Here is a 23,065-nt window from a genome sequence, read left to right on the forward strand (position 1 = left end):
GTCTCCCGGGCGGGAGTACGCGGCCGTCGGTGTCGGTCGAGGGTCAGCGGGCCATGATCAGTGCCATCGCCTCGGCCCGCGACTTCGCGTCGTTCTGCAGGCCGCCGCGCACCGCGGACGTGATCGTCTTCGCGCCGGACTTCTGGATGCCGCGCATCGCCATGCACATGTGCTCGCACTCCAGCACCACGATCACGCCGCGCGGGGCGAGGCTGGACATCAGCAGGTCGGCGATCTGCGAGGTGAGCCGCTCCTGCACCTGCGGCCGCCGGGCGAACACCTCGACCAGCCGGGCCAGCTTGGACAGGCCGGTGATGCGGCCGTCCGGGCCGGGGATGTAGCCGATGTGCGCGCTGCCCCGGAACGGCAGCAGGTGGTGTTCGCAGAGGCTCATCACGTCGATGTCCCGGACGAGCACCAGTTCCTCGTGGTTGGCCTCGAACGTGGTGCGCAGCACCTGCGCCGGGTCGACCCGCAGGCCGGCGAAGAGCTCGGCGTACGCGCGGGCGACCCGGGCCGGGGTCTGCTGCAGGCCGTCGCGGTCCGGGTCCTCGCCGACCGCGATGAGGATCTCGCGCACCGCCTTCTCGATCCGGGCGAGGTCGACGCTGTCCTCCACCGGACCACCTGTCAGCTTGCCGCTGATCAGGCGCGCGGCCACGTAGTCGAGCGCGTCGTCGCCGTCGGGCTCGGTCGCGGAGACGGCCGACTCCCTGTGCGGGGAGCCGGCCGTCGTCGGATCGCTGTTCAGTGCGTACCGTCCGAGTTGTTGCTGGAACCACCGATCGAGCTGGAACCACCGATCGAGGCGGCCGCGTCGGCGCGGGCCTGCGTCGCCAGCGCCTCCTTCTCGGCCGGGGTGAGCACCGGCGGCTCGGTGGAGGGCTGACGCTTGCCGAAGCCGTGGTACGGGGCCATCGGCGGGCGCTTGACCACCCGGGCGCAGATGCGGGCCATGTCGGCGGTGGAGAGGGTCTCCTTCTCCATCAGCTCCAGGACCATGTTGTCCAGGACGTCCCGGTATTCCACCAGGATCTCCCAGGCCTCGTCGTGGGCCAGCTCGATCAGCGCGCGCATCTCGCCGTCGATCTCGGCGGCCACCGCGTCGGAGTAGTCCCGCTCGTGGCCCATGTTGCGGCCGAGGAACGGCTCGTCGCCGCTGGTGCCGTACTTGATCGCACCGAGCTTGGAGCTCATGCCGTACTGCGTGATCATCGCGCGGGCCAGCTGGGTGGCCTTCTCGATGTCGTTGCCGGCGCCGGTGGTCGGCTCGTGGAAGACCAGCTCCTCCGCCGCCCGGCCACCGAGCGCGTACGCCAGGGTGTCGATCATCTCGGCCCGGGTCTGGGTGTACTTGTCCTCCGTCGGGAGCACGAGCGTGTGACCCAGCGAGCGACCCCGGGACAGGATGGTCACCTTGTGCACCGGCGCGGCGTGCGGCAGCGCCCAGGCGACCAGCGCGTGCCCACCCTCGTGGTACGCGGTGATCTTCTTCTCCTGGTCGCTCATCACCCGGGTCCGGCGCTGCGGGCCGGCGATCACCCGGTCGATCGACTCCTCCAGGGAGTCGTTGGTGATCGCCCGCTGCTCCTTACGGGCGGTGAGCAGCGCGGCCTCGTTGATCACGTTGGCCAGGTCGGCGCCGCTGAAGCCCGGGGTACGCCGGGCGACCGCGTCGAGGTCGACGTCGGGCGTGAACGGCTTGCCCTTGGCGTGCACCCGCAGGATGGCCTTGCGGCCCTCCATGTCGGGGGCGTCGACCGGGATCTGCCTGTCGAACCGGCCCGGGCGCAGCAGCGCCGGGTCGAGGATGTCCGGTCGGTTGGTGGCGGCGATCAGGATCACGCCGCCCTTGGTGTCGAAGCCGTCCATCTCGACCAGAAGCTGGTTGAGCGTCTGCTCCCGCTCGTCGTGGCCGCCGCCCATGCCGGCGCCACGGTGGCGGCCGACCGCGTCGATCTCGTCGACGAAGACGATCGCCGGGGCGTTCGACTTGGCCTGCTCGAACAGGTCGCGGACACGGCTGGCGCCGACGCCGACGAACATCTCGACGAAGTCGGAGCCGGAGATGGAGTAGAAGGGCACCCCGGCCTCGCCGGCGACCGCGCGGGCCAGCAGCGTCTTGCCGGTTCCGGGCGGGCCGAACAGCAGCACGCCCTTCGGGATCTTGGCGCCGAGGGCCTGGTACTTCGCCGGGTTCTGCAGGAAGTCCTTGATCTCGTGCAGTTCCTCGACGGCCTCCTCGGCCCCGGCCACGTCCGCGAAGGTGGTCTTCGGCGTGTCCTTGGTGATCATCTTCGCCTTGGACTTGCCGAAGTTGAGCACCCGCGAGCCGCCACCCTGCATCTGCGACATGAAGAACAGCAGCAGGAGCACGAGAAGCGCGATGGGAAGCAGGTTGACCAGCAGGCTGACCCAGATGCTGTCCGACGACACCTTGGTGTCGACCGGGCCGGTGATCCGGTCCGCCGCCTCGGCCTCGCGGACCTGGTTCCAGACCTGGCCGCCGACCTCGTACGGGAACTGCGCCTCGATCTTGTCGGTGGTGGTGTCGTCGCCGAACTTGGCCTTGTCCTTCAGGTCGAGCTGGAGCGTCTGCTCCTTGTCCTGGAAGACGACCTTCTCGATGCCGCCCTTGTTGAGCTGGTCGAGCGCGACGGACGTGTCCACCCGGTGGTAGCTGGGACCAGCGGTGAACAGTTGACTGAGCACAACGGCGCCGAGGATGACCAGGATGATCCAGACCACCGGTCGGCGGAAGAAACGCGTACGTTCCATGCTGTTGTCGGGTGCCGAGGCGCCCGCATCCTCCTGATCGACGTCCTGACCGTCTGAATGGTGTCGCCGCCTTGAGCGGCGGCCGGGGCCGCCGTGCGGGCCGGCCCGACCCCCGGGGCACGCAAACTGCCGCACCACGGTCATTCGACGGTACACCGTACGCGCGACGAGCGAGCTTGCGAGCCCGTCACTTACGCGCAGGGCGAACCCGGGTTTGGGCCGGCGTGGCGGGGAGCTCCGCACCCGGCCCACCCATACCGCACGGTCAGCGGTTCGAGGGGTCGGGCGTGGAGGGTGCCTCCACGTCACCGGCCCCTACCGTAGACCGGAAGGCTGAGAGCCCGCTGAATGTCCGCTGACGAAGGGCTCGGCGGAACTCACGCCCGGGCGTACACCTCGGGCTTGAGCACCCCGACGTAGGGCACCTCGCGGTAGCGCTCGCCGAAGTCGAGGCCGTAGCCCACGACGAACTCGGTGGGGATGTCGAATCCGACGTACTTGACCGGAACCTGCACCTTGACCGCGTCCGGCTTGCGGAACAGCGCGACCACCTCGACGCTGGCCGCGGAGCGCGACTCCAGGTAGCGCAGCAGCCAGGACAGGGTCAAACCGGAGTCGACGATGTCCTCGACCACCACCACGTGCCGGCCGGCGATGTCCCGGTCCAGGTCCTTGAGGATGCGGACCACGCCGGACGAGGTGGTGCCCTGGCCGTAGGAGGAGACGGCCATGAACTCCAGCTCGGCGGGCGGGCCCTGGCGGCCCAGCGCGCGGGCGAAGTCGGCCATGAACATGACCGCGCCCTTGAGCACGCAGACGAGCAGGAGGCCGTCCTCGACGTGCGCGTAGTCCGCCGAGACCTGCTTGGCCAGCTCCGCGGTCTTGTCGCGGATCTGGGCCTCCGAGATGATCACGTGGTCGATGTCGGCGTCGTACCAGGAGCCGTCAGCCATGCTCCTAGCCTGCCGTACGCCCCACGGCGGCCGTCGGCGGGGCCGCTCCTTTTGGCGCGGTCCCGCCGGGGATTTTCGGCGCGATCTGGATTAATCACCTCAGCAGGTACGGGAGCGCCAGCGCTGCCCGTCATCGCTCGGCTTCCAGTCGGCCGAGTCGCGGGTGTCGGCGGTGAGCCCGAAGGCGCTGGCCCCGATGAGGAGAAGCAGGAAGAGCAGGAACAACAGAACGGTCATGGCGGCGCTCGCTTTCGCATGGTTGAGACGGTTTTCGCCGCCGGTGCGCACCGGACACCATTGATTCTGCGAGCCACCGACCGATACGGACAGTGGCAGGAATGTCATTGGGCATCGATTTACTGCCACCGGTCGGGTTACCCTCGTCACATGCTCCGCTCGGTCGCCGTCATCGTCATGGACCAGGTCGCCGCGTTCGAGCTCGGCGTGCTCGCCGAGGTCTTCGGCACCGACCGCACCGCCGACGGCTTCCCCAGCTACCGGTTCGATGTCTGCACCGCCGACGGCGGCCCGGTCCGCAGCCGCTCCGGATTCCTGCTCGCCCCCACCGCCGACCTCACAGTGGTCGAGGACGCCGACCTGGTGGCGGTGCCCGCGCACGCCGACGGCGCCCCGGTGCCCGAACCGGTGCTCGCCGCGCTGCGCCGCGCCGCCGACCGCGGAGCCTGGCTGCTCAGCGTCTGCGCCGGCGCGTTCGTCCTCGGCGAAGCCGGCGTGCTCGACGGGCGTGCCTGCACCACCCACTGGCGCTACACCGACGAGCTCCAGCGACGCTTCCCGGCCGCCCAGGTGCAGTGCGACTCGCTCTACGTGCAGGACGACCGGCTGCTCACCAGCGCCGGCACCGCCGCCGGCATCGATGCCTGCCTGCACCTGGTACGCCAGGAGCACGGCTCCGCCGTGGCGACCCGGCTGGCCCGCCGGATGGTCGTCCCACCGCACCGCGACGGCGGCCAGTCCCAGTACGTCGAGGCGCCCATCCCGAAGGCCCCCGAGGCGCCCACCCTGGAACCGGTGCTGGAGTGGCTGATGGGGCACCTCCGCCACCCGGTGACAGTGGACGAGCTGGCCGCGCGCGCCGGCATGGCCCCGCGCACGTTCGCCCGCCGGTTCCGCGCCGAGACCGGCACCACCCCGCACGACTGGCTGACCAACCAGCGGGTGCTGCTGGCCCGGCACCTGCTGGAGGACACCACGCTGAGCGTGGAAGGCGTCGCCGAGCAGGCCGGCTTCGGCGACGCGGCGGCGCTGCGGCACCACTTCACCCGCCGCGTCGGCACCACCCCGCTCGCCTACCGCACCACCTTCCGCGAACGCACCACCGCCTGACGTTCCCCGCTCCACCCGGCCCACCCCGGCCCACCCCGGCGATCATGAAGTTGACCGTGGATTTCGTCCGTTTCCTCCCCGTCAACCTCATGATCACCGCCCCCGGGTGGGCCCGCTTCCCGCGCCGCACCCGTGATCAAGGAGTTTGCGGGCTGCCGGAGGCGTGAAGTGGACACAAAGTCCTTGATCACCGCCAGGCGAGGCGAGGCGGGAGGGGCGAGACGCCGCGGGGCGCCAGGCCGCCGGAGTGGCGGCGCGAACCCGGCTGGATCACCGGTCAGGGCAGGAGGTGACCGGCCTGGCGGCGTACCTGGTGGCCGCCGGGCAGGTGCACCGGGCCCTGGCCGCGCCAATCGGTGACCAGGGCGTCCAGCGCTGCCACGTGACTGTGGGACAGCGCGGCCGGCGCGGCGCCCAGCTCGCGGGCCCAGGTGTGCAGCACCCGGGTACGCACTGCGGCCGGCAACCCGGCCAGCCCGTCGACGGAGAGCGCACGGCCGTCGGCCCGGACGTCGGCCAGCGCGGCGTCCGCGAGCGCGTCGAGCGCGGCGTTGTCCGCGGCGAGCAGGCGGGCGGTACGGGCCAGGTTCGCCACCACCCCCGGCCCGAGCGCGTCGACGAGTGCCGGTAGCGCGTCGGACCGGACCCGGGCCCGGGCGTACGCGGGGTCGGCGTTGTGCGGGTCCGCCCACGGGTCGAGCCCGAGCGCGGCGCAGGCGTCCCGGGTGTCGACACGTGGGATGTCGAGCAGTGGGCGCAGCAGGGATACCCCGTCGAGATCACGACTTTCCGGCATCCCGGACAGCCCTCGTGGCCCGGCGCCCCGGGCCAGCGCGAGCAGGACCGTCTCGGCCTGGTCGTCCCGGGTGTGCCCGAGCAGCACCCCGGCCGCGTGGTGCCGGTGGGCCGCCGCGACCAACGCCTCGTACCGGGCCTCGCGGGCGGCCGCCTCGGGGCCGCCGGGCCGGCCGTCCACCCGTACCGGAAGCACCTCGACCGGGTCGAGCCCGGCCGAGCGGGCCCAGGCGGCGACCGCCTCGGCCCGCTCGGCGGAGCCGGGCTGCAAGCCGTGATCGACTGTCACCAGGCCCGCCGGGCGGCCGAGGCGGGGAGCCACGAACGCGGTGGCGGCGGCGAGCGCGAGCGAGTCGGCGCCGCCGGAGCACGCCACCAGCACCGGTCCGGCGCCGGGCAGGCCGGTCAGCGTCCGGCGTACGGCGAGCCGCACGGCGGCGACGGCGGGAGCGGGCGACGGAGAGCGGCGCGATCGCGCGCCGGAATCAGCCCGGCCGGGGCGATCCACCGAGCCAGCCGGATCCGCCGAGCCGGCGGGACCGCCCGGCACGACCGAGCCAGCCGAACTCAGCGCACCGACCGAACTGGGCGAACCACCCGGGCCGGGCGGGTCAGCCGAGGGGCGGGGTGGCACCGGCGGGCCCGTGTACGCGGTTCACCCAGGCGTCCGGGTCGCCCAGCTCGTCCAGGCGCGGCAGCGTCAGCGGCGACGAGAAGATCTTGTTGAAGCCCGGCATCCCCACCCGGTCGACCACGCCGTGCACGAACTTGCGACCCTCGGCGTACTGGCGCATCTTGACCTCGATGCCGAGCAGCCGCCGGATCGCCTTCTCCAGCGGGTTGCCGGACTCGCGGCGGCGGTTGAACGCCGCCCGGATCGACTCGACGCTGGGGATGACCTGCGGGCCGACGCCGTCCATCACGAACTCGGCGTGCCCCTCCAGCAGCGTCATCAGCGCGGTCAGCCGGTCCAGCACGGCGCGCTGGGCCGGGGTCTGCACGATGTCCAGCACGCTGGCCCGGCTCTCCGGGTCCTTGACCGCGTCGGAGAGCGTGGCCACGCCGCGGCGGAGCCGTTCCAGCAGGTGCTCGCCGCCCTGGGAGGCGTCCACGAACGCCTGCACCTCGCCGAGGAAGTACGCGCGCATCCACGGCACGGCGGTGAACTGGGTGCGGTGGGTGACCTCGTGCAGGCACACCCAGAGCCGGAAGTCGCGCGAGTTCGCGCCGAGCTTCCGCTCCACCTCGAGGATGTTCGGGGCCACCAGCAGCAGCTGGCCGGGGTCACCGGCGAACACCTCGTACTGGCCGAGCACGCGGCCGCTGAGGTACGCCAGCACGGTGCCGGCCTGCACACCCGTCACGCGGGAGCCGATCGCCTCGGTGAGCGCGCCCGGCCGCTTGTCGCCGGAGAGGCGCTCCACGAGCGGGGACACCACCTCACGCAGCCCGGCGATGTTCGCCGCGGCCCAGTCCCGGCGGTCGACCACGCGTACCGGCGGGTGGGCGACCTGCGGACGCAGGCCGGTGTAGTCGGCGACGTGCCCGGCCGCCTCCTCGGTCAGCCGGCGCAGGTCGCCGACCACGTCGGTGGCCTCGGCGTACGACACCCGGGGGCCCGACTTGCTCAGCGCCCCCGCTGTCGCGGCGGCCAGATCCCAGTCCACGAACTGCGCCATGAACCCACCGTACCCGCGCCGGAACACCCCCACCCGGGCTCGCGCCCGCCGATCGACGCCCGTCGGTCAGCGGCAGCCGCACCCGGCCAGCGCGGAGGTGATCCGGTCCAGGGCCGCCCGGGTCTCGTCCAGCGAGCCCTGCGTCCGGTCGGTGAGCACGGCGAACGTGAGCAGCCGGCCGTCGGCGGTGGTGACCGTGCCGGCGATGGCGTTGACCCCGCTGAGCGTGCCGGTCTTGGCGCGCACCACGCCCGCGCCGGCGCTCGTCGCCGCCGCGCGGTAGCGCTCGTCGAGCGTGCCGGACCAGCCACCGACCGGCAGGCCGCCGAAGATCGCGGCGAGTTCGGGGTGGCTGCCGTTGCCGGCGAGCGTGATCAGGTCGGTGAGCAGCGAGGGGCTGATCCGGTTGGTGCGGGACAGCCCGCTGCCGTCGGCCAGGCTGATCTCGCCGGCCGGCAGGCCCAGCTCGCCGAGCACCTGGCCGGTGGCCGCGGCGCCGCCGGCGAACGAGCCGGGTTTGCCCTTGGCGAGCGCCACCTGGCGGGCCATCGCCTCGGCGATCACGTTGTCGCTGTCGCTGATCATGATGTCGACCAGCCGGATCATCGGCAGGGACTCGACGGTGCCCAGTTCGGCGCCGGGGGCCGTACCGGTGGCGCCGGACGCGGCCGGCGCGGTGCCCCGGGTCACCTGGGCCGCGCCGCCGGTGAGCCCGAGCAGCTTGGCGAACTGCCGGCCGGCGGTCAGGTCGGGCTGGGGCACCCGTTCGGCGGCGTGGTTGGTCTGCTCGGCGGTGCGGCGCGCCTCCGCCGGGTTCTTCCGGGCGCCGTCGGTCATCAGCGCGGTGATCGCCGCGCCGAACCCGCCGGTGGGGATGTCGGAGTCCCAGCCGGGTTCGAAGACCGGGCCGGTGAACAGCGACGAGTCGACGATCACCTTGGTCGGCGCGGTGCCGCCGAGCGCGTTGCGCACCTGGGCGGCGAGGTCGTCCAGCCGGGCCGCGCCCGGGTAGAAGCCGTCCTTGTCCACGGCGAGCGTGGGGTCACCGCCGCCGACCAGGACCACCTCGCCCGGGTTCGGGCCGGCCACCGCCCTCGTCGGGATCCGGTAGGCCGGGCCGCGCGCCGCGAGCACCGCCACGCCGGTCGCCAGCTTGGTCACCGAGGCGGGCACCGTCGGGGTGTCCTGGCCGCTGCCGTAGAGCGCCTGGCCGGTGCTCACGTCGGCCACCGACAGGTGCACCCGGTCGCCGAGCGCGGCGGCGCGCACCAGCGGGTCCAGGGCGGCGCGGATTCCGGCCTCGGTGGGCAGCGGGGCGTTGCCGTCCGGCCCGGCCAGCACGGCCGGCGGGGTGGGCTCGGGCGGCGCGGCGACCGCCGTACCCGAAGAACTGTCGTCGCCCAGCCAGCCCGCGACCGGACCGGGCCGGAACACGGCCAGCCCGGCGACCGCCAGGGCCAGCACGAGTACGCACGCGAGCGCCGCGACCAGCCGGGAGCGGCGACGCGGCGCGGCCGGAGGCGGGGAGGGCGGGGGCGGCGCGGCGCCGGTCGGCGGGACCGGCGGGCTCACCGGGATCGGACCCGGAGCCGGACGGTGGGGGACGTTCGCACCCGGGACGGACACCCGGCCGGTGGCGCCACCGGAACCGGAACCCCCGGAAGCGGACCCGTCAACCCTCTCGGGGCGGTAGTGTGAATCTTCCCTCCCCACGGCCCCCTCCTCCCCGCTCGAAATCGCCTTGGGCGACACTACTTCGGTCCGAACACTATGCGGCGGCCGAGGCCGACGGGGGGCGTTCCCCCGCGCCGGGGGCGAACCGCTGGTTCCGTTAGCCAGCGTGGGCAAACGAGGGAGCGTGGGAGATGGATTTCGACGTCACGGTTGAGATCCCCAAGGGTCACCGCAACAAGTACGAGGTAGACCACGCGACCGGCCGCATCCGGCTGGACCGTACCCTCTTCACCTCCACGCAGTACCCGGCCGACTACGGCTTCATCGAGGGCACCCTCGGCGAGGACGGCGACCCGCTGGACGCGCTGGTGCTGGTGCCCGAGCCGACCTTCCCCGGCTGCCTGATCCGCTGCCGGACCATCGGCATGTTCCGGATGACGGACGAGAAGGGCGGCGACGACAAGGTCCTCTGCGTGCCCTACGAGGACCCGCGCCAGGAGCACCTGCGCGACATCCACCACCTGGGCGAGTTCGACCGGCTGGAGATCCAGCACTTCTTCGAGGTCTACAAGGACCTGGAGCCGGGCAAGTCGGTCGAGGGCGCGACCTGGGTCGGCCGGGTCGAGGCCGAGGCGGAGATCGCCGCCTCGTACCGGCGGGCCAAGGAGGCCGAGGAGCGCGGCGAGACGCTGCACTGACGCTCACGCTTTCGCCGGAGGCCCGGGTCGCGCTTCGCGACCCGGGCCTCCGCGTGTTCAGGCGAGCAGGTCGCGGGCCCGGTCGTAGAGGCCCAGCACCGCGCAGGCCACCGGCACGACCGCGACTACCAGCGCGGTGTCGGTCAGGTCGGCCAGCCGGCCGAGGTACGGGGAGACAGGTCGCCGGGCGTACGTGGCGCCCGCGGTGACCGCGACCAGGGCCAGCGCCAGCCCGCCCACGGCCAGCGCGAACCGGCCGGCCGGACCGGCGCGTTCGGCCAGCACCGCGCCGAGCAGGGCGTACCCGGCCAGCCCGGCGACGACGGCGGGCACCCGGTGGCGGACCGCCACGAACAGCCGGGAGCGCAGCAGCAGCACCCCGCAGGCGACGGCGGCGAGCAGCAGCCCGGCGGTCCGGCCGGTGGCGACGAGCACCGCGACCGCGCCGACCGCGAGCAGCGCGTGGCCGAGCAGCATCCCGGTCAGCACCTCCTCGGCGCGGGCCACCGCCGCGTGCACCCGGCCCCGGTCCGGCAGGTCCCGGGTGCCGGCCGGGCTGGGCAGGGTGAGCGGCGGCAACGGCAGCTTGCCGACCCGGATGGCCAGCAACGGCAGCCCGCCGAGCGCGAACACCAGCACGGCGAGCAGGACGGCCGCGGCGCCGGCCGGGTCGAGCAGCAGCCCGCCGAACGCGGACGCCACGCCGGTCACGCCCGCCGTCACCCCGGCCACGAAGACCCGGGACCGGCTGGCCACGCCGAGCAGCCCGAGCACCGCCACCAGCAGCAGCGCCACCGAGCCGACGAGCAGTTCCGGAGCGCCCACCCAGCGCAGGCCGGGAATCGGGCCGACCGGATCGCCGGAGGCGACGGCGAGCGCGCCGGCCGTCGCCGCCCAGGGCAGCGCGTACCCGCCGAGGGTGGCGCCGACGGCGCCGTCGCCGTACGCCCGGGAGGCCGCGGTGGCGGTGAGCACCAGGATCAGGGCGAGCGCGGCGGCCACCGGCCAGCCGCGCTCACCGGGACCGGCCGCGACCACGGCGACCAGCCCGACGGCCAGGGGTACGGCGGCGCCGCCGAGCGCGGCGGCCCTTGTGGCGCGGCCCGACCAGGCGGCGCCCCGGCGCCGGGCCCCGTCGACTATCGCCTCGACCACGTCGTCGTACTCCAGCTCGGGCCACTCGGCACGGGCCGGCACCAGGTGCAGCACCTCGCCGTCGCGGACGCCCTGCGGCAGGAGAGCCTGCGCGGTGGCGAGCACCCCGCCGTCGGTGCGGCGCAGCACCCAGCCGCCGTGCCGTTCCCCGTCGTCGGCCAGGCCTTCCCCGGCGTGCCGGAGCACCTCGGGCAGCAGCTCGGCCAGGGGGACCTGCTCCGGTAGGGCCACGTCGACCCGCCGCCGGGGCGCGCTGATGGTGACCCGGGCGAGCCCGCTTGTCATCGAGGCACCTCCATATCGAGCGGGAACAGTGGGCTGACGGACGAGAGGACTTTACCTACGATGAGCCAGGCTCGGGTTACCCAGAGCCACTTCCGGGGAGGGTGAGTGTCCACTGTCGTCATCAAGCGGCCGCCACGCCGCCCGGCGCCGGAGATCCCGGTCGGCGAGCTGCCGGTCGAGGCCCCGCCGGAGATCCCGGTGGCGACCGGCGGGCGCTGGCAGCAGGCGCTGATGGTGCTGCCGATGCTCGGCGGGACGGTGGCCATGGCGATGATGTTCGGCCGGGGCGGCGGTGCCTACTCGTACGTGGTGGGCGGCATGTTCGGCCTCTCCTCGCTGGCGATGCTGGTGACCACCTGGGGCAGCGCCGGGCCGAAGAAGTCCGAGCTGATGGCCGCCCGCCGGGAGTACCTGCGGCATCTGGCCACGCTGCGCCGCCGCGTACGGGAGACCGCCGGCGCGCAGCGGGCCGGCCTGTCCTACCGCCATCCCGATCCGGGGCGACTCTGGTCGACTGTCGACAGCCACCGGGTCTGGGAACGGCGGCCCGGCGACGGGGACTTCGCCGTGGTCCGGGTCGGTGTCGGGCCGCAGACGCTGGCCACCCCGCTGGTTCCGCCGGTCACCCGCCCGCTGGAGGAGCTGGAGCCGATGACGGCCGGGGCGCTGCGGCGCTTCCTGGACGCGTACTCGGTGGTGCCGGACCTGCCGGTGGCGCTGTCGCTGCGCAGTTTCGCCCGGGTCTTCGTGCGCGGGCCGGCCGGCCCGGTACGCGGCGCCGGATCGCCCGCCGCGCAGGCGCTGGCCCGGGCGGTGCTCACCCAGCTCGCCGTCTTCCACGCGCCGGACGAGCTGCTGATCGCGGTCTGCTCCGGGCCGGAACGCCGGGCCGCCTGGGAGTGGGTCAAGTGGCTGCCGCACGCCCACCACCCGAGCCGTACCGACGCGCTCGGCCCGGTGCGGCTGGTCACCAGTTCCGCCGCCGACCTGGAACGGCTGCTGCACGACGTGCTCGGCGCCCGGTCGCGGTTCAGTCCGCACGGCGTGGCAACGGACGGGCCGCACGTCGTGGTGGTGCTCGACGGCGGCGACCTGACCGGGGCCACCGACCTGGCCGGCGACGGCGGCATCGACGCGGTCACCGTGCTCGACCTGGACACCCCGCCGCCCCGGCTGCTCGACCGGTACGCCCTCCTGCTCGACCTGGTCGACGGCCGGCTGCACTCGCACTCCGCCGAGGGGCACGCCGAGGTGGGCGCCGCCGACGCGCTGGCGACCGCCGACGCCGAGGCGGTGGCCCGGCGGCTCGCGCCGCTGCGGCTCGCCGGCACGGTACGCGGGCCGGACGCGCCGCCCGGCGCCGAACCCGGCCTGCCCGAGCTGCTCGGGCTCGGTGACCCGGACGGCTTCACCGCAGAGCAGGGCTGGGCGCCCCGGGCCGCGCGGGACCGGCTGCGGGTGCCGATCGGGGTTGGCGCGGACGGCGGCGCGATCGACCTCGACCTGAAGGAGTCGGCGCAGGACGGCATGGGCCCGCACGGCCTGCTGATCGGCGCGACCGGCTCCGGCAAGTCGGAGCTGCTGCGCACGCTCGTGCTCGGGCTGGCCGCCACGCACAGCTCGGAGCAGCTCAACTTCGTCCTCGTCGACTTCAAGGGCGGCGCCACGTTCGCGCCGTTCGAGCGGCTGCCGCACACCGCCGCCGTGATCACCAACCTGGCTGACGCGCTGCCACTGGTGGACCGGATGGTGGACGCGATAAACGGTGAGCTGATGCGCCGGCAGGAACTGCTGCGCCGGGCGGGCAACTTCGCGAGCGTGCGCGACTACGAGCGCGCCCGGGCGGCCGGCTCGCCGCTGGCGCCGCTGCCGTCACTGCTGCTGATCTGCGACGAGTTCTCCGAGCTGCTGTCCGCCAAGCCCGACTTCATCGACCTGTTCGTGCAGATCGGCCGCCTGGGCCGGTCGCTCGGGGTGCACCTGCTGCTGGCCAGCCAGCGGCTGGAGGAGGGGCGGTTGCGCGGGCTGGACACGCACCTGTCGTACCGGATCGGGTTGCGGACGTTCTCGGCGCTGGAGTCGCGGACGGTGCTGGGCGTGCCGGACGCGCACGAACTGCCGCGCAGCCCGGGGCACGGCTACCTGCGTTCCGGCACCGACCCGCTGGTGCGGTTCAAGGCCGCGTACGTCTCCGGCGCGGTCCACCGGCGCGGCGGGCCGGCGGGCGCGCCCGACGCCGGTGAGTCGCGGGTGCTCGCCTTCTCCACCCATCTGGTGCCGGTGCCCGAGCCGGCCACGCCCGCCGCCCTCCCCGCCGAGGACGACAGCGGCGAGACGCTGCTGGACCTGCTGGTGGACCGGCTGTCCGGGCAGGGCCCGCCGGCGCACCAGGTGTGGCTGCCGCCGCTGGACGCCTCGCCCGCCCTGGACGAGCTGCTCGGCCCGGTCGGCGCCGACCCGGTACGCGGGCTCACCGTCGCCAACCCGGAGCTGCACGGGGCGCTGCAGGTGCCGGTGGCGGTGGTGGACAAGCCGTTCGAGCAGCGGCGTGACCTGCTCTGGCTGGCGCTGGACGGCGCGGCCGGGCACGTCGCGGTGGTCGGCACCACCCGCAGCGGCCGGTCCAGCCTGCTGCGCACCCTGGTCTGCGCGCTGGCGCTCACCCACACCCCGGCCGAGGTGCAGGTCTACTGCCTCGACTTCGGCAGCGGCACGCTGGGCACGTTGCGCGACCTGCCACACGTGGGCGGTGTCACCGGGCGCTCCGACGGCACCGCGGTGCGCCGTACCGTCGGCGAGGTCGCCGGCCTGCTCGCGGAGCGGGAGCGGCGCTTCGCCGAGGCGGGCGTGGAGTCGATGGCCGCGTGGCGACAGCGCCGGGCGGCGGGCGCGACCGACGCCTTCGGCGACGTGTTCCTGGTGGTGGACGGCTGGAACACCCTGCGCGGCGAGTACGAGGACCTGGAACCGCTGGTCACCGAACTGGCCACCCGCGGCCTGGCGTACGGGGTGCACGTGGTGGCGACCGCGCTGCGCTGGTCGGACTTCCGCCCGGCGATCCGCGACCTGTTCGGCTCCCGGCTGGAGCTGCGCCTGGGCGACCCGGCCGACTCGGTGGTGGTCAAGCGGGCGCTGGCGGCGACGGTGCCGGAGGAGCGGCCGGGGCGGGGCATCACCGCCGGCGGGTTGCACTTCCTCACCGCCGTGCCCCGGGTCGACGCGCTCGGCGGCGAGACCGCCGACCTGGTGAAGGCGGTCGCCGGGGCGTGGACCGGTCCGCCCGCGCCCCGGGTGCGGCTGCTGCCGCCGGTGCTGCCCTACGCCGAGCTGGACCAGAGCGCGACAACCGGGCTGGCGTTCCCGATCGGCGTGGCGGAGGCGGACCTCGCCCCGGTGGTGCTGGACTTCGCCACCGAGCCGAACTTCATGGTCTTCGGCGACGCCGAGTGCGGCAAGTCGTCGTTCCTGCGCGCGCTCGCCACGTCGATCGTCAACCGGTTCACCCCGGAGCAGGCCCGGGTGATGCTCGTGGACTACCGGCGCAGCCTGATGGGCGTGATCGACACTCCACACCTGATCGGGTACGGCACGGCGGCGCCGCACACCGCCGAGCTGATCGAGTCGGCCGCCGGCTACCTCGCGGGGCGGCAGCCCGGACCGGAGGTGACCCCGGCTCAACTGCGCAGCCGGTCCTGGTGGCAGGGGCCGGAGCTGTTCGTGTTGGTGGACGACTACGACCTGGTGGCCGGCGGCCCGACGAACCCGCTGCGCGCGCTGGAGGAGCACCTGCCGCACGCCCGGGACGTCGGGCTGCATCTGGTGCTGGCGCGGCGGACCGGCGGGGCGGGACGGACCGCGTACGAGCCGATCGTGCAGCGACTGCGGGAGTTGTCCACGGCCGGGCTGGTGATGTCGGGCGGCCCGGAGGAGGGCGCGCTCGTCGGTCAGGTGAAGGCCGGGCCGCTGCCGCCGGGCCGGGCCCGTCTGGTCACCCGTCGTGAGGGGGTGCGCCTGGTGCAGTTGGCGCATCTTCCGCCCGGGTGATCCGAAGTGCCGAGTTGGCCCGTGACGGCCGGGACAACCGGTAATCTCCGAGCGGCATGTGTCTGACGCGACGGAACGGCTGGGGAATGTGACCAGGGATCGGCAGGGCCTGCCCGGTGGGCCGCCCCGGCGCGCGTTGCTGGCCGTCGCGTCGGCGCTGGTCGTCGTCGCCGGTCCGCTGACGCCGCCGGCACAGGCCGCGCCGTCCGTCCCGGTCGCCGCCTCTCAGCGGCAGTTGGCGGCTCCCGACCGGGTGCTCCGCGGCGACCACGTCCGCGACGAGCAGTGGCAGTTGGAGAAGCTGCGGGCGAAGACCGCCTGGCGCACCTCGACCGGGCGCGGCGTGGTGGTCGCGGTGATCGATTCCGGTGTGGACGGATCGCATCCCGACCTGGCCGGCCAGGTCCTGCCCGGCCTCGACCTGGTGACTCCGGACGGCTCGGACGGGCCTGATCCGGTGGGGCACGGCACCACCGTGGCCGGGCTGATCGCCGGGCGGGCCGACGACGACCGGGGCGTGGTGGGGCTGGCGCCGGACGCCAAGATCCTCCCGGTCCGGGTGCTCGACGCCGAGAACCGCTACGACGACGCGCTCATCATCGCCAAGGCGGTGCGCTGGGCGGTGGACAACGGCGCCGGAGTGGTCAACCTGTCGCTGGGCGGCAGCAGCGACAGCGCGGCCCTGGCCGCAGCGCTCGACTACGCCTTCGCCCGGGACGTGGTGGTGGTCGCCTGCACCGGCAACCTGGCCACCTCGACGACCACCAAGGTCTGGTATCCGGCCCGGGAGCCCGGCGTGCTGGCCGTCGCCGGGCTGGAACGCTCCGGCGAGAACCTCTGGTCCGGCTCGATCACCGGCCACGAGACGGTCCTCAGCGCACCCGCCACCGCGCTCTACGGCGCGCGGCCGGAGGGGGGCTACTGGCGGGTGCAGGGGACGAGCTTCGCCGCGCCGCTGGTGGCCGCGACCGCCGCGCTGGTCCGCTCGCGGTATCCGAAGATGTCCGCCGGGGACGTGGTCAACCGGCTGATCAGCACGGCCCGGGACCTCGGCCCGACCGGACGCGACGACCGGTTCGGCTACGGCCTGGTGGACCCGGTGGCGGCGCTGACCGCCGACGTGCCGTCGGTGGGTCACAACCCGCTGGACGACAACGACTCTCCCGGCGTGGTGGGCTTCGGGCCGGCCCCGGAGGACGGGCGCGACACCCGGGCCGCGGCGGCGGGCCGCGGCGGCGACCCGCTGGGGCGCAGGCCGGAGGGCTGGTCGGCGCTGCCGGCGGGGCAGACCGTCGTGGGCGCCCCGGAGCGGCTCTGGAGCGGCCTGGCGCTGTTCGTGGCGTTGATCACCGGCAGCGCGCTGATGGTGCGCCGGTTCCGGCAGATCCGTCGCTGACCGACGCGGTGGTCTGACCGCGCCCGTTCCTGGGTAGGGAAGCCCCCATGGACACCACCGGGGCGACTGTCACGCGCCGCCGGTCGTGGCGGAGCCGCCGCCTCGACCGGGACCACTCACTGGGTCTGCGGCTCTCCCTGGCCACCGCCGCCGCGTTCCTGGTGCTGATCCCGTTCGCCCTGCTCGCGCTGCTGGTGCTCGGCGCCTGGTCGCCGCTGCTCCGGCTGGACGCCTCGATCACCGACGCGTTCCACGGGTACGCGCAGGACCATCCCGCCTGGGTCGCGGTGATGACGGTCTGGACGCATGTCTTCGGGCCCGGCCCGCTGCGGGTGGCCGCGGCAGCGGTGGCGGTGTGGCTGTTCCGGCGCGGCGCGTCCCGGCTCGCGGCCTGGGTGGTCGTCACCATGATCGCCGGTGGGCTGCTCGGCGCGCTGCTCAAGCTCCTGGTCGGGCGGGACCGGCCGGACCTGCTCGAACCGGTGGCCCGGGCGGCCGGTTACTCGTTCCCGTCCGGTCACGCGCTCAACGCGGCGCTGGCGGCCGGGGTGCTGTTGCTGGTGTTCCTGCCGTTCGCCCGGGACAGCCGCGCCGGCCGGATCATGCTGTGGGCCGCCGCGCTGCTGGTGACTGTGGTGACCGGGCTCAGCCGGATCGCGCTGGGCGTGCACTGGACCAGCGACGTGGTGGGTGGCTGGGTGCTCGGGGCGGCGGTGGTGGCCGCGACCTCGGCCGCGTTCGCCACCTGGCGCAGCGGATCCGGGCGCCCGTCCGCCCGTCCGCTCCGCGAGGGCGTCGAGCCGGAGCTGGCCGATCAGCGGCCGGAGGGCGGCCGGGCGTAGCCGGAGCCGCCACGGGGTACAGGCGAGCCCATGTCCGATGTCGTGATCCGAGTCACCCGGCGTGTCCTGCTGCCGCTGGCCCTGCTCTTCGCGCTGATGGTGGGTCTGGGCCTGCTGGTGACCCGGGTGCTGGCGCGTACCTGGCCGTTCACCGTGGAGGACACGGTCAACCGGGAGCTGGCCGGCGATCGCACGCCGGGCTGGAACGACGTCTCGCTGGTGTTCAGCACGCTCGCCAGCACCCAGATGATCGTCGTGGTCACGGTGCTGGCGGCGCTGGTGCTGCGGCTGGTGCTGCACCGCTGGCGGGAGCCGCTGTTCCTCTGCGCGGCGGTGACCGCGCAGGCACTGATCTTCCTGTTCACCACGATGGTGATCGACCGGAACCGTCCGGCCGTCGAGCACATGGACGCCTCCCCGCCGACTTCGAGCTTCCCGTCCGGGCACACGTCGGCGGCCACCGCGCTCTACGTGGGTCTCGCGGTGCTGCTGGCGCTGCGGGCGCGCAGCACCCCCGTGAAGGTGGGCTGGTGGGCGCTGCTGGTGCTGGTGCCGGTGGGCGTGGCGCTCACCCGGATGTACCGGGGCATGCATCACCCCAGCGACGTGGTCGCCTCGTTCCTCAACGGCGGCGCCTGCGTGGCGATCATGGCGCGGGCGGTGCTCGACCGCACGCTCACCTGGGGTCGCGCCCGGCTGCCGCTGTCCCGCTCCGGCGACGAGGCGACACCGGCGGGAGCGCCGGCGGGCGGCTGAGCGCCGCCGGCCGGCTCAGGTGCACTCGCCGGTGGCCACTCCCCGGGTACGCTCCGCGCCCGCCAGCGCCACCGGCCGCGCCTCGGCCGCTGTCACCGCGAAACCGGTGTTCGGGTCGTCCGCCGCCGCCGCGAAGATCACGCCGAGCACCAGCCCGTTCGAGGAGACCAGCGGGCCACCGGAGTTGCCGCTGCGGACCAGCGCCCGGATCGTGTAGATCTCCCGGGTGACGTCCCCGGCCGAGTAGATGTCCGGACCGGTGATCCGGTCGACGTCCCGGATCCGGGCCGGGCGGGCGTCGTACGGGCCGTCGAGCGGGAAGCCGAGCACGATCGCGTCCGCGCCGGTGGCGGCCTGACCGGCGGCGAAGCGCAGCGACGGGCCGGGCAGCCCGGGAACGTAGAGCACGGCGAGGTCCCGGTCCGGGTCGTAGACGACGACCTCGCCGTCGTACCGCTCGCCGCGCAGCTCCACCGCAACCGAGCGGGTGCCGGCGACCACGTGCGCGTTCGTCATCACCCGGTCGTCGGCGTACACGAAGCCGGAGCCCTCGATGCGGCGCGAGCAACTCGGCGCGGAGCCCAGCACCTTCACCACCGACCGCCTGCTGTTCTGCACCACCTGCGAGTTGGCCAGCGCCGGGTCGGGCGGGGCGACCTGCCGAGCCCGGGTCGGCGCGAGATCGCCGAACACGTCCGGGAAGCCGTTGGTGTCGACGGTGTCACGCAGCGCGGTGGACAGGTCCTGCGCCTTGTCCGGCAGCACCTGGTCGACGACTGTGAGCAGCGCGCTGTTACGGACCGAGGAGGCCAGCCACGGCACCGAGGAGGAGCCGAGCGGCACGGCGACCAGCCAGGCCACCAGCATGACCGCGATGACCGAGATGAACGCGCCGCCGACGTCGTCGACCTTCCGCCCGGCCGGCCCGGTGATGGCCGCCCGCAGGTTGGAGCCGAGCCAGCCGGCCAGCGCCTGCCCGAGCACCGCGAGCCCGAAGATCGCCACCAGGGAGACCAGCACGCGGGTGCCGCTCGCCGTGAACTGCTGGGCGATCAGCGGCCCGACCTGGAGGCCGAGCAGCGCGCCCAGGAAGAAGCCGGAGAACGACAGGGCCCCGATGACGAAACCCTGACGGTATCCGCTGATCGCGAACACGAGCATGAGCAGGAGAAGGACGAGATCCACGGCGGACACGCCCCAAGGGTACGGGCACCGGGCCCGTGCTCGGCTCAGCGCTCGCGGAACGTGACCCGAGGATGCGTACCGGTGATCAACGCACGGGTGTCTCGTCGGCCGGTTCGGTGCCCGCCGACGGCGCGGGTGTGGCGTCGACCGGCGGCAGCTCCACCACCCGTGAGCGCGGCCAGGGCCGGGACCAGCCGCCCATCTCCAGCAACCGGTCGATCACGCCGGCGGTGAAGCCCCAGACCAGCATGCCGCGCACCGAGAACGCCGGGCCGGTCCAGCCGCTCGGATGACGGACCCGCATCCGGTTCTCCGGGTCGACCAGCTCGGTGACCGGCAGCCGGGCCACGTGCGCGACCTCGGCCGGCTCGCGCGGGTGCACCGGGTGCGGGTCGTGCCACCAGGCGAGCACCGGCGTGACCACGAAGTCGCTGACCGGGATCCAGAGCCGGGGCAGCTCGGCCAGCACGGTGACGCTGCCGGGGTCGAGCCCGACCTCCTCGTTCGCCTCGCGCAGCGCGGTGGCGCGGGCGTCGGCGTCCTCCGGGTCGGCGGCGCCGCCGGGAAACGCCGGCTGACCGGCGTGGTTGCGCAGCGTCGCGGCGCGCTGGAGGACCAGCACGTCCGGCCCGGCGCCGGGCTCCTCACCGAGCAGCACCAGCACGGCGCTCTCCCGGCCACCGCGCTCCGGCGTGACGATGCGGGTGAAGTCTTCCGCGCGCGCGGTGCCGAGCCGGCCCAGCAGCGGGTCGAACCACCCCGGCGGCCGTCGGGTCATACCTTCACCCCGAGGTGGCGCTGGAGCAGCGCGGCGAGGCGGGCGTCGTCGAGCGCGCCGGTGGCGTCGGTGTGCCGGATCCGCCCGTCGGCGTCGACGAGCACTGTGAGCGGGAACGCGTTGCGTTCCAGCGCGCGCTGGAACGCGTCGCCCTGGTCGAGCAGCATCGGGAAGCCGACGCCGTAGTCCTCGCCGATGGACTGCGCGCCGCCGCGGCTGTCCCGGCTGTTCACGCCGATGACCTGGAACCGGCCGTCGGCCCGCTCGCTGAGCCGCTGGAACGCGGGCAGCTCCTTGCGGCACGGCGGGCACCAGGACGCCCACACGTTGATCACCGCCGGGCCCTTGACGTCGCGCAGGTTCACCGGCGCGCCGCCGGTGAAGCAGTTGAGCGTCAGGTCGGGGAGCTGGTCCCCGGCCTTACCGGCGGGCGTCGGAGCCGCGGCGGCGGGCACGACGGTCAGCGGAGCACAGTCGGCGAACGGCGAGGGGCGCTCGGCCCGGGTCGCCGGCGCCGGACGTTCCGGCTCGTCGGCCGTGGCGGTGCAGCCCGCCACCGCGAGCAGCAGCGGGACGAGCAGGTACGCGAGACGGCGCATCACGGCACGTCCGCCGCGGCGGCCTGCTGCGGCACCAGGTCGGGGTCGAGGCCGACGGCCACCGCCAGGTCACGGGCCCGGGGGCCCTTGAGCAGCTTGGCCGCGGCGGCCGGCTCGGTCGGCCCGGTGCCGTACGCGGGACACAGCTTCGCCAGCGTGCACGCGCCGCAGGCGGGCTTGCGGGCGTGGCAGACCCGGCGGCCGTGGAAGATCACCCGGTGCGACAGCATCGTCCAGTCGCGCTTCGGGTAGAGCGCGCCGATCGCGTGCTCGATCTTCACCGGGTCGGTCTCGGTGGTGAGCGCCCACCGCTGCACGAGCCGCTGGAAGTGCGTGTCGACGGTGATGCCGGGGACGCCGAAGGCGTTGCCGAGGATGACGTTGGCGGTCTTGCGGCCGATCCCCGGCAGCGTGACCAGGTCGTCGAGCCGCCCGGGCACCTCGCCGTCGTACCGCTCGCAGAGCGCCCGCCCGAGGTTGATCAGGGAGCTGGTCTTGTTGCGGTAGAACCCGGTGGGCCGGATCAGCTCCTCCAGCTCGGCGCGGTCCGCCCCGGCGTAGTCGGCGGCGGTGCGGTAGCGGGCGAACAGCTTCGGCGTGACCTCGTTGACCTTCTTGTCGGTGCACTGGGCGGACAGGATCGTCGCGACTGCCAGCTCCAGCGCGTTGGAGTGGTCGAGTTCACAGTGCGCGTCGGGGTGCGTCTCGGTCAGCACGCGGCCGATGCGCCGGGCGCGGCGCGTACGGCCGAGGTCGGTCTCGGGGGAGCGCGTGGTCACGTCGGCCAGCCTACGTCGCGGGGCCGACGCTCCGGCGGCTCGGCGCGGTGGTCGTGCGCTCAGCCACCCGCGGGCGCGGTGATCCTCCCGGTCGCGTCGAGCTTCGCGCCGGTGTCCGGGAAGTCGGCCCCGTTCAGCTCGCGGACCAGCCCGAGGCCACGGTTCTGCCGGTCGACCGACGGGCGTCCCACTCCGTTCATCACGGTGGAGGTGAACGTGCCGCCGACGAACTTCCCCTCGGCGGTGAGCGACACCTTGAGCACGCCGCCCCAGCCGAGTCGCCCGGAGCTGTTCAGCGACTTCCCGCCGCCGGCGAAGTTGCCCAGGCTGTACGCGATCAGCCGCCCCTTGTAGAACTCCATCCCGCGAAGCACGTGCGGACCGTGGCCGATGACCAGGTCCGCCCCGGCGTCGATGACGGTGCGGGAGAAGCGGATCGGGTCGCCACGGTTCTCGCCGAAGAACATCTCGGTGCCCGGCTTCACCCGGGTCTTGTCCGACCCCTCGGCGCCCATGTGCACCTGCACCACGACGATCTGGGCCGCCTCCTTGGCCATCTCGATCACCTGCTTGGCGGCGTTCAGGTCGACCAGGCTGTTGGACCAGGGGTACGACGAGAAGCCCACCACGGCGACCTTGACGCCCTTGACGTCCACCACGGTGATCTCACCGGGCGCGCCGGTGTGCTTGAGCCCGTGCGCCTCCAGCGCCGACTGGGTGTTCTCGTAGCCCTGCCGGCCGTAGTCGTAGCCGTGGTTGTTGGCCTGGTTGAGCAGCTGGAACCCGGCCGAGCGCAGGTGCGCGGCGTAGCCGGGCGGCGCCCGGAACTGGTAGCAGTTCTTCGGCTGCGGGCCGCACTTGCCGGCGCCGGTGTCGTCGGTGAGCGGCTCCTCCAGGTTGCCCATCACCAGGTCACCCTTGAGCGCCGACTTCACGTCGTCGAAGAAGCCCTTGCCACCGTTGGGCGGCAGCCGGTCCGGGGCGTTGCCCATGATCACGTCGCCGGTCGCGGTGAGCGAGATCGACGGCTCGTCGGGGGCGTTCGGCGCCGCGGGCTGGTCACCGGTGGCGGGTCCGGCCGCGCCGGTCGACCCGCCGCCCTGACCGGCCTGCCACCTCGCGTCGCCGCCCGATCCGCCGGCGTCACCGGCGCAGCCGGCGGCGAACAGGACGGCGGCGAGCGCGGCGAGCGCGGCCAGACGGGTCCGGATCGCGCCTCGACGAGGTCCGGGGAGGGCTGGGCGCGGCGCGGCGACGGCGGCGCGGCGGGCACGGGGCACAGAACGGGCGGGAGCGTACATCGTCGGCGACGCTACCGTCCC

General features: G+C 74.0%; 19 protein-coding genes. 6 read left to right on the plus strand and 13 right to left on the minus strand.

What is annotated here, in order from left to right:
• Nucleotides 1-43: 43 nt before the first annotated feature.
• The 4 genes from folE to DQE82_RS30855 form a co-directional block, all read right to left on the minus strand.
• On the minus strand, nt 44-661 hold the full coding sequence (gene folE / locus DQE82_RS21380; protein WP_013288986.1) for a GTP cyclohydrolase I FolE: 618 nt from the start codon (nt 659-661) through the stop codon (nt 44-46).
• An 86-nt stretch (nt 662-747) separates the two neighbouring features.
• Complete coding sequence (gene ftsH / locus DQE82_RS21385) at nt 748-2,778, minus strand: ATP-dependent zinc metalloprotease FtsH (RefSeq protein ID WP_043327886.1); 2,031 nt, start codon at nt 2,776-2,778, stop codon at nt 748-750.
• 377 nt (nt 2,779-3,155) lie between these two features.
• Nucleotides 3,156-3,731, minus strand: coding sequence for a hypoxanthine phosphoribosyltransferase (gene hpt / locus DQE82_RS21390; protein WP_013288988.1), 576 nt, complete (start codon nt 3,729-3,731; stop codon nt 3,156-3,158).
• A 99-nt stretch (nt 3,732-3,830) separates the two neighbouring features.
• Nucleotides 3,831-3,968 carry a hypothetical protein gene (locus DQE82_RS30855; RefSeq protein WP_166457512.1) on the minus strand — a complete coding sequence of 46 codons (138 nt, stop codon included), beginning with the start codon at nt 3,966-3,968 and terminating at the stop codon, nt 3,831-3,833.
• Nucleotides 3,969-4,118: 150 nt separating this feature from the next.
• Between DQE82_RS30855 and DQE82_RS21395 the strand changes: the two genes are divergently transcribed.
• Complete coding sequence (locus DQE82_RS21395) at nt 4,119-5,078, plus strand: GlxA family transcriptional regulator (RefSeq protein ID WP_064446790.1); 960 nt, start codon at nt 4,119-4,121, stop codon at nt 5,076-5,078.
• 277 nt (nt 5,079-5,355) lie between these two features.
• Here DQE82_RS21395 and tilS read toward each other — a convergent pair whose 3' ends face one another.
• The 3 genes from tilS to dacB form a co-directional block, all read right to left on the minus strand.
• Nucleotides 5,356-6,306 carry a tRNA lysidine(34) synthetase TilS gene (gene tilS / locus DQE82_RS21400; RefSeq protein ID WP_113973590.1) on the minus strand — a complete coding sequence of 317 codons (951 nt, stop codon included), beginning with the start codon at nt 6,304-6,306 and terminating at the stop codon, nt 5,356-5,358.
• Between the two features lie 178 nt (nt 6,307-6,484).
• The gene (locus DQE82_RS21405; protein ID WP_043330860.1) at nt 6,485-7,552 is read right to left on the minus strand and encodes a zinc-dependent metalloprotease; all 1,068 of its coding nucleotides are present in this window, start codon (nt 7,550-7,552) and stop codon (nt 6,485-6,487) included.
• Nucleotides 7,553-7,618: 66 nt separating this feature from the next.
• Nucleotides 7,619-9,124, minus strand: a complete 1,506-nt coding sequence (gene dacB / locus DQE82_RS21410) for a D-alanyl-D-alanine carboxypeptidase/D-alanyl-D-alanine-endopeptidase (protein WP_370446802.1) — start codon at nt 9,122-9,124, stop codon at nt 7,619-7,621.
• A 293-nt stretch (nt 9,125-9,417) separates the two neighbouring features.
• On the opposite strand from dacB, the gene DQE82_RS21415 reads away from it, so the two are divergent.
• On the plus strand, nt 9,418-9,924 hold the full coding sequence (locus DQE82_RS21415) for an inorganic diphosphatase (RefSeq protein WP_013288994.1): 507 nt from the start codon (nt 9,418-9,420) through the stop codon (nt 9,922-9,924).
• A 57-nt stretch (nt 9,925-9,981) separates the two neighbouring features.
• Here the strand turns inward: DQE82_RS21415 and eccD are convergent, their stop codons facing one another.
• On the minus strand, nt 9,982-11,364 hold the full coding sequence (gene eccD, locus DQE82_RS21420; RefSeq protein WP_113973592.1) for a type VII secretion integral membrane protein EccD: 1,383 nt from the start codon (nt 11,362-11,364) through the stop codon (nt 9,982-9,984).
• A 105-nt stretch (nt 11,365-11,469) separates the two neighbouring features.
• Here eccD and eccCa point away from each other — a divergent pair, with 105 nt between their 5' ends.
• The 4 genes from eccCa to DQE82_RS21440 all read left to right on the plus strand — a co-directional run bounded on the left by eccCa (nt 11,470) and on the right by DQE82_RS21440 (nt 18,402).
• Nucleotides 11,470-15,408, plus strand: coding sequence for a type VII secretion protein EccCa (gene eccCa / locus DQE82_RS21425; protein ID WP_113973593.1), 3,939 nt, complete (start codon nt 11,470-11,472; stop codon nt 15,406-15,408).
• 109 nt (nt 15,409-15,517) lie between these two features.
• Nucleotides 15,518-16,804 carry a type VII secretion-associated serine protease mycosin gene (gene mycP, locus DQE82_RS21430; protein ID WP_370446805.1) on the plus strand — a complete coding sequence of 429 codons (1,287 nt, stop codon included), beginning with the start codon at nt 15,518-15,520 and terminating at the stop codon, nt 16,802-16,804.
• A 47-nt stretch (nt 16,805-16,851) separates the two neighbouring features.
• Entirely contained in the window at nt 16,852-17,646 is a 795-nt protein-coding gene (locus tag DQE82_RS21435) for a phosphatase PAP2 family protein (protein WP_064446795.1), read from the plus strand.
• A 30-nt stretch (nt 17,647-17,676) separates the two neighbouring features.
• Nucleotides 17,677-18,402 carry a phosphatase PAP2 family protein gene (locus DQE82_RS21440; protein ID WP_043327877.1) on the plus strand — a complete coding sequence of 242 codons (726 nt, stop codon included), beginning with the start codon at nt 17,677-17,679 and terminating at the stop codon, nt 18,400-18,402.
• Between the two features lie 15 nt (nt 18,403-18,417).
• Here DQE82_RS21440 and DQE82_RS21445 read toward each other — a convergent pair whose 3' ends face one another.
• From DQE82_RS21445 to DQE82_RS21465, 5 genes are all read right to left on the minus strand, one after another.
• The gene (locus tag DQE82_RS21445) at nt 18,418-19,596 is read right to left on the minus strand and encodes a MarP family serine protease (protein WP_043327876.1); all 1,179 of its coding nucleotides are present in this window, start codon (nt 19,594-19,596) and stop codon (nt 18,418-18,420) included.
• Between the two features lie 76 nt (nt 19,597-19,672).
• Nucleotides 19,673-20,365: a CoA pyrophosphatase gene (locus DQE82_RS21450; RefSeq protein ID WP_043327875.1), complete on the minus strand. Its 693-nt coding sequence runs from the start codon at nt 20,363-20,365 to the stop codon at nt 19,673-19,675.
• The gene (locus DQE82_RS21455) at nt 20,362-20,964 is read right to left on the minus strand and encodes a TlpA disulfide reductase family protein (protein ID WP_043327874.1); all 603 of its coding nucleotides are present in this window, start codon (nt 20,962-20,964) and stop codon (nt 20,362-20,364) included. The genes DQE82_RS21450 and DQE82_RS21455 overlap by 4 nt, the downstream gene beginning before the upstream one ends.
• The gene (nth, locus tag DQE82_RS21460; protein ID WP_064446796.1) at nt 20,964-21,743 is read right to left on the minus strand and encodes an endonuclease III; all 780 of its coding nucleotides are present in this window, start codon (nt 21,741-21,743) and stop codon (nt 20,964-20,966) included. The genes DQE82_RS21455 and nth overlap by 1 nt, the downstream gene beginning before the upstream one ends.
• A gap of 59 nt (nt 21,744-21,802) precedes the next feature.
• A complete protein-coding gene (locus DQE82_RS21465; protein WP_233514732.1) occupies nt 21,803-23,044 on the minus strand; it encodes a CapA family protein in 1,242 nt (413 codons plus the stop codon).
• Nucleotides 23,045-23,065 lie beyond the last annotated feature (21 nt).

Origin of the sequence: Micromonospora sp. LHW51205 (assembly GCF_003315815.1) — a bacterium.
Classification (GTDB): domain Bacteria; phylum Actinomycetota; class Actinomycetes; order Mycobacteriales; family Micromonosporaceae; genus Micromonospora; species Micromonospora chalcea.

Bases quoted from the DNA above. Each gene is read 5' to 3' on its own strand.
- ftsH (WP_043327886.1), bottom strand. From the start codon at position 2,778: ATGGAACGTACGCGTTTCTTCCGCCGACCGGTGGTCTGGATCATCCTG.
- hpt (WP_013288988.1), bottom strand. From the start codon at position 3,731: ATGGCTGACGGCTCCTGGTACGACGCCGACATCGACCACGTGATCATC.
- DQE82_RS30855 (WP_166457512.1), bottom strand. From the start codon at position 3,968: ATGACCGTTCTGTTGTTCCTGCTCTTCCTGCTTCTCCTCATCGGGGCC.
- DQE82_RS21395 (WP_064446790.1), top strand. From the start codon at position 4,119: ATGCTCCGCTCGGTCGCCGTCATCGTCATGGACCAGGTCGCCGCGTTC.
- DQE82_RS21405 (WP_043330860.1), bottom strand. From the start codon at position 7,552: ATGGCGCAGTTCGTGGACTGGGATCTGGCCGCCGCGACAGCGGGGGCG.
- DQE82_RS21415 (WP_013288994.1), top strand. From the start codon at position 9,418: ATGGATTTCGACGTCACGGTTGAGATCCCCAAGGGTCACCGCAACAAG.
- eccD (WP_113973592.1), bottom strand. From the start codon at position 11,364: ATGACAAGCGGGCTCGCCCGGGTCACCATCAGCGCGCCCCGGCGGCGG.
- DQE82_RS21435 (WP_064446795.1), top strand. From the start codon at position 16,852: ATGGACACCACCGGGGCGACTGTCACGCGCCGCCGGTCGTGGCGGAGC.
- DQE82_RS21440 (WP_043327877.1), top strand. From the start codon at position 17,677: ATGTCCGATGTCGTGATCCGAGTCACCCGGCGTGTCCTGCTGCCGCTG.
- DQE82_RS21450 (WP_043327875.1), bottom strand. From the start codon at position 20,365: ATGACCCGACGGCCGCCGGGGTGGTTCGACCCGCTGCTGGGCCGGCTC.
- DQE82_RS21455 (WP_043327874.1), bottom strand. From the start codon at position 20,964: ATGCGCCGTCTCGCGTACCTGCTCGTCCCGCTGCTGCTCGCGGTGGCG.
- DQE82_RS21465 (WP_233514732.1), bottom strand. From the start codon at position 23,044: ATGTACGCTCCCGCCCGTTCTGTGCCCCGTGCCCGCCGCGCCGCCGTC.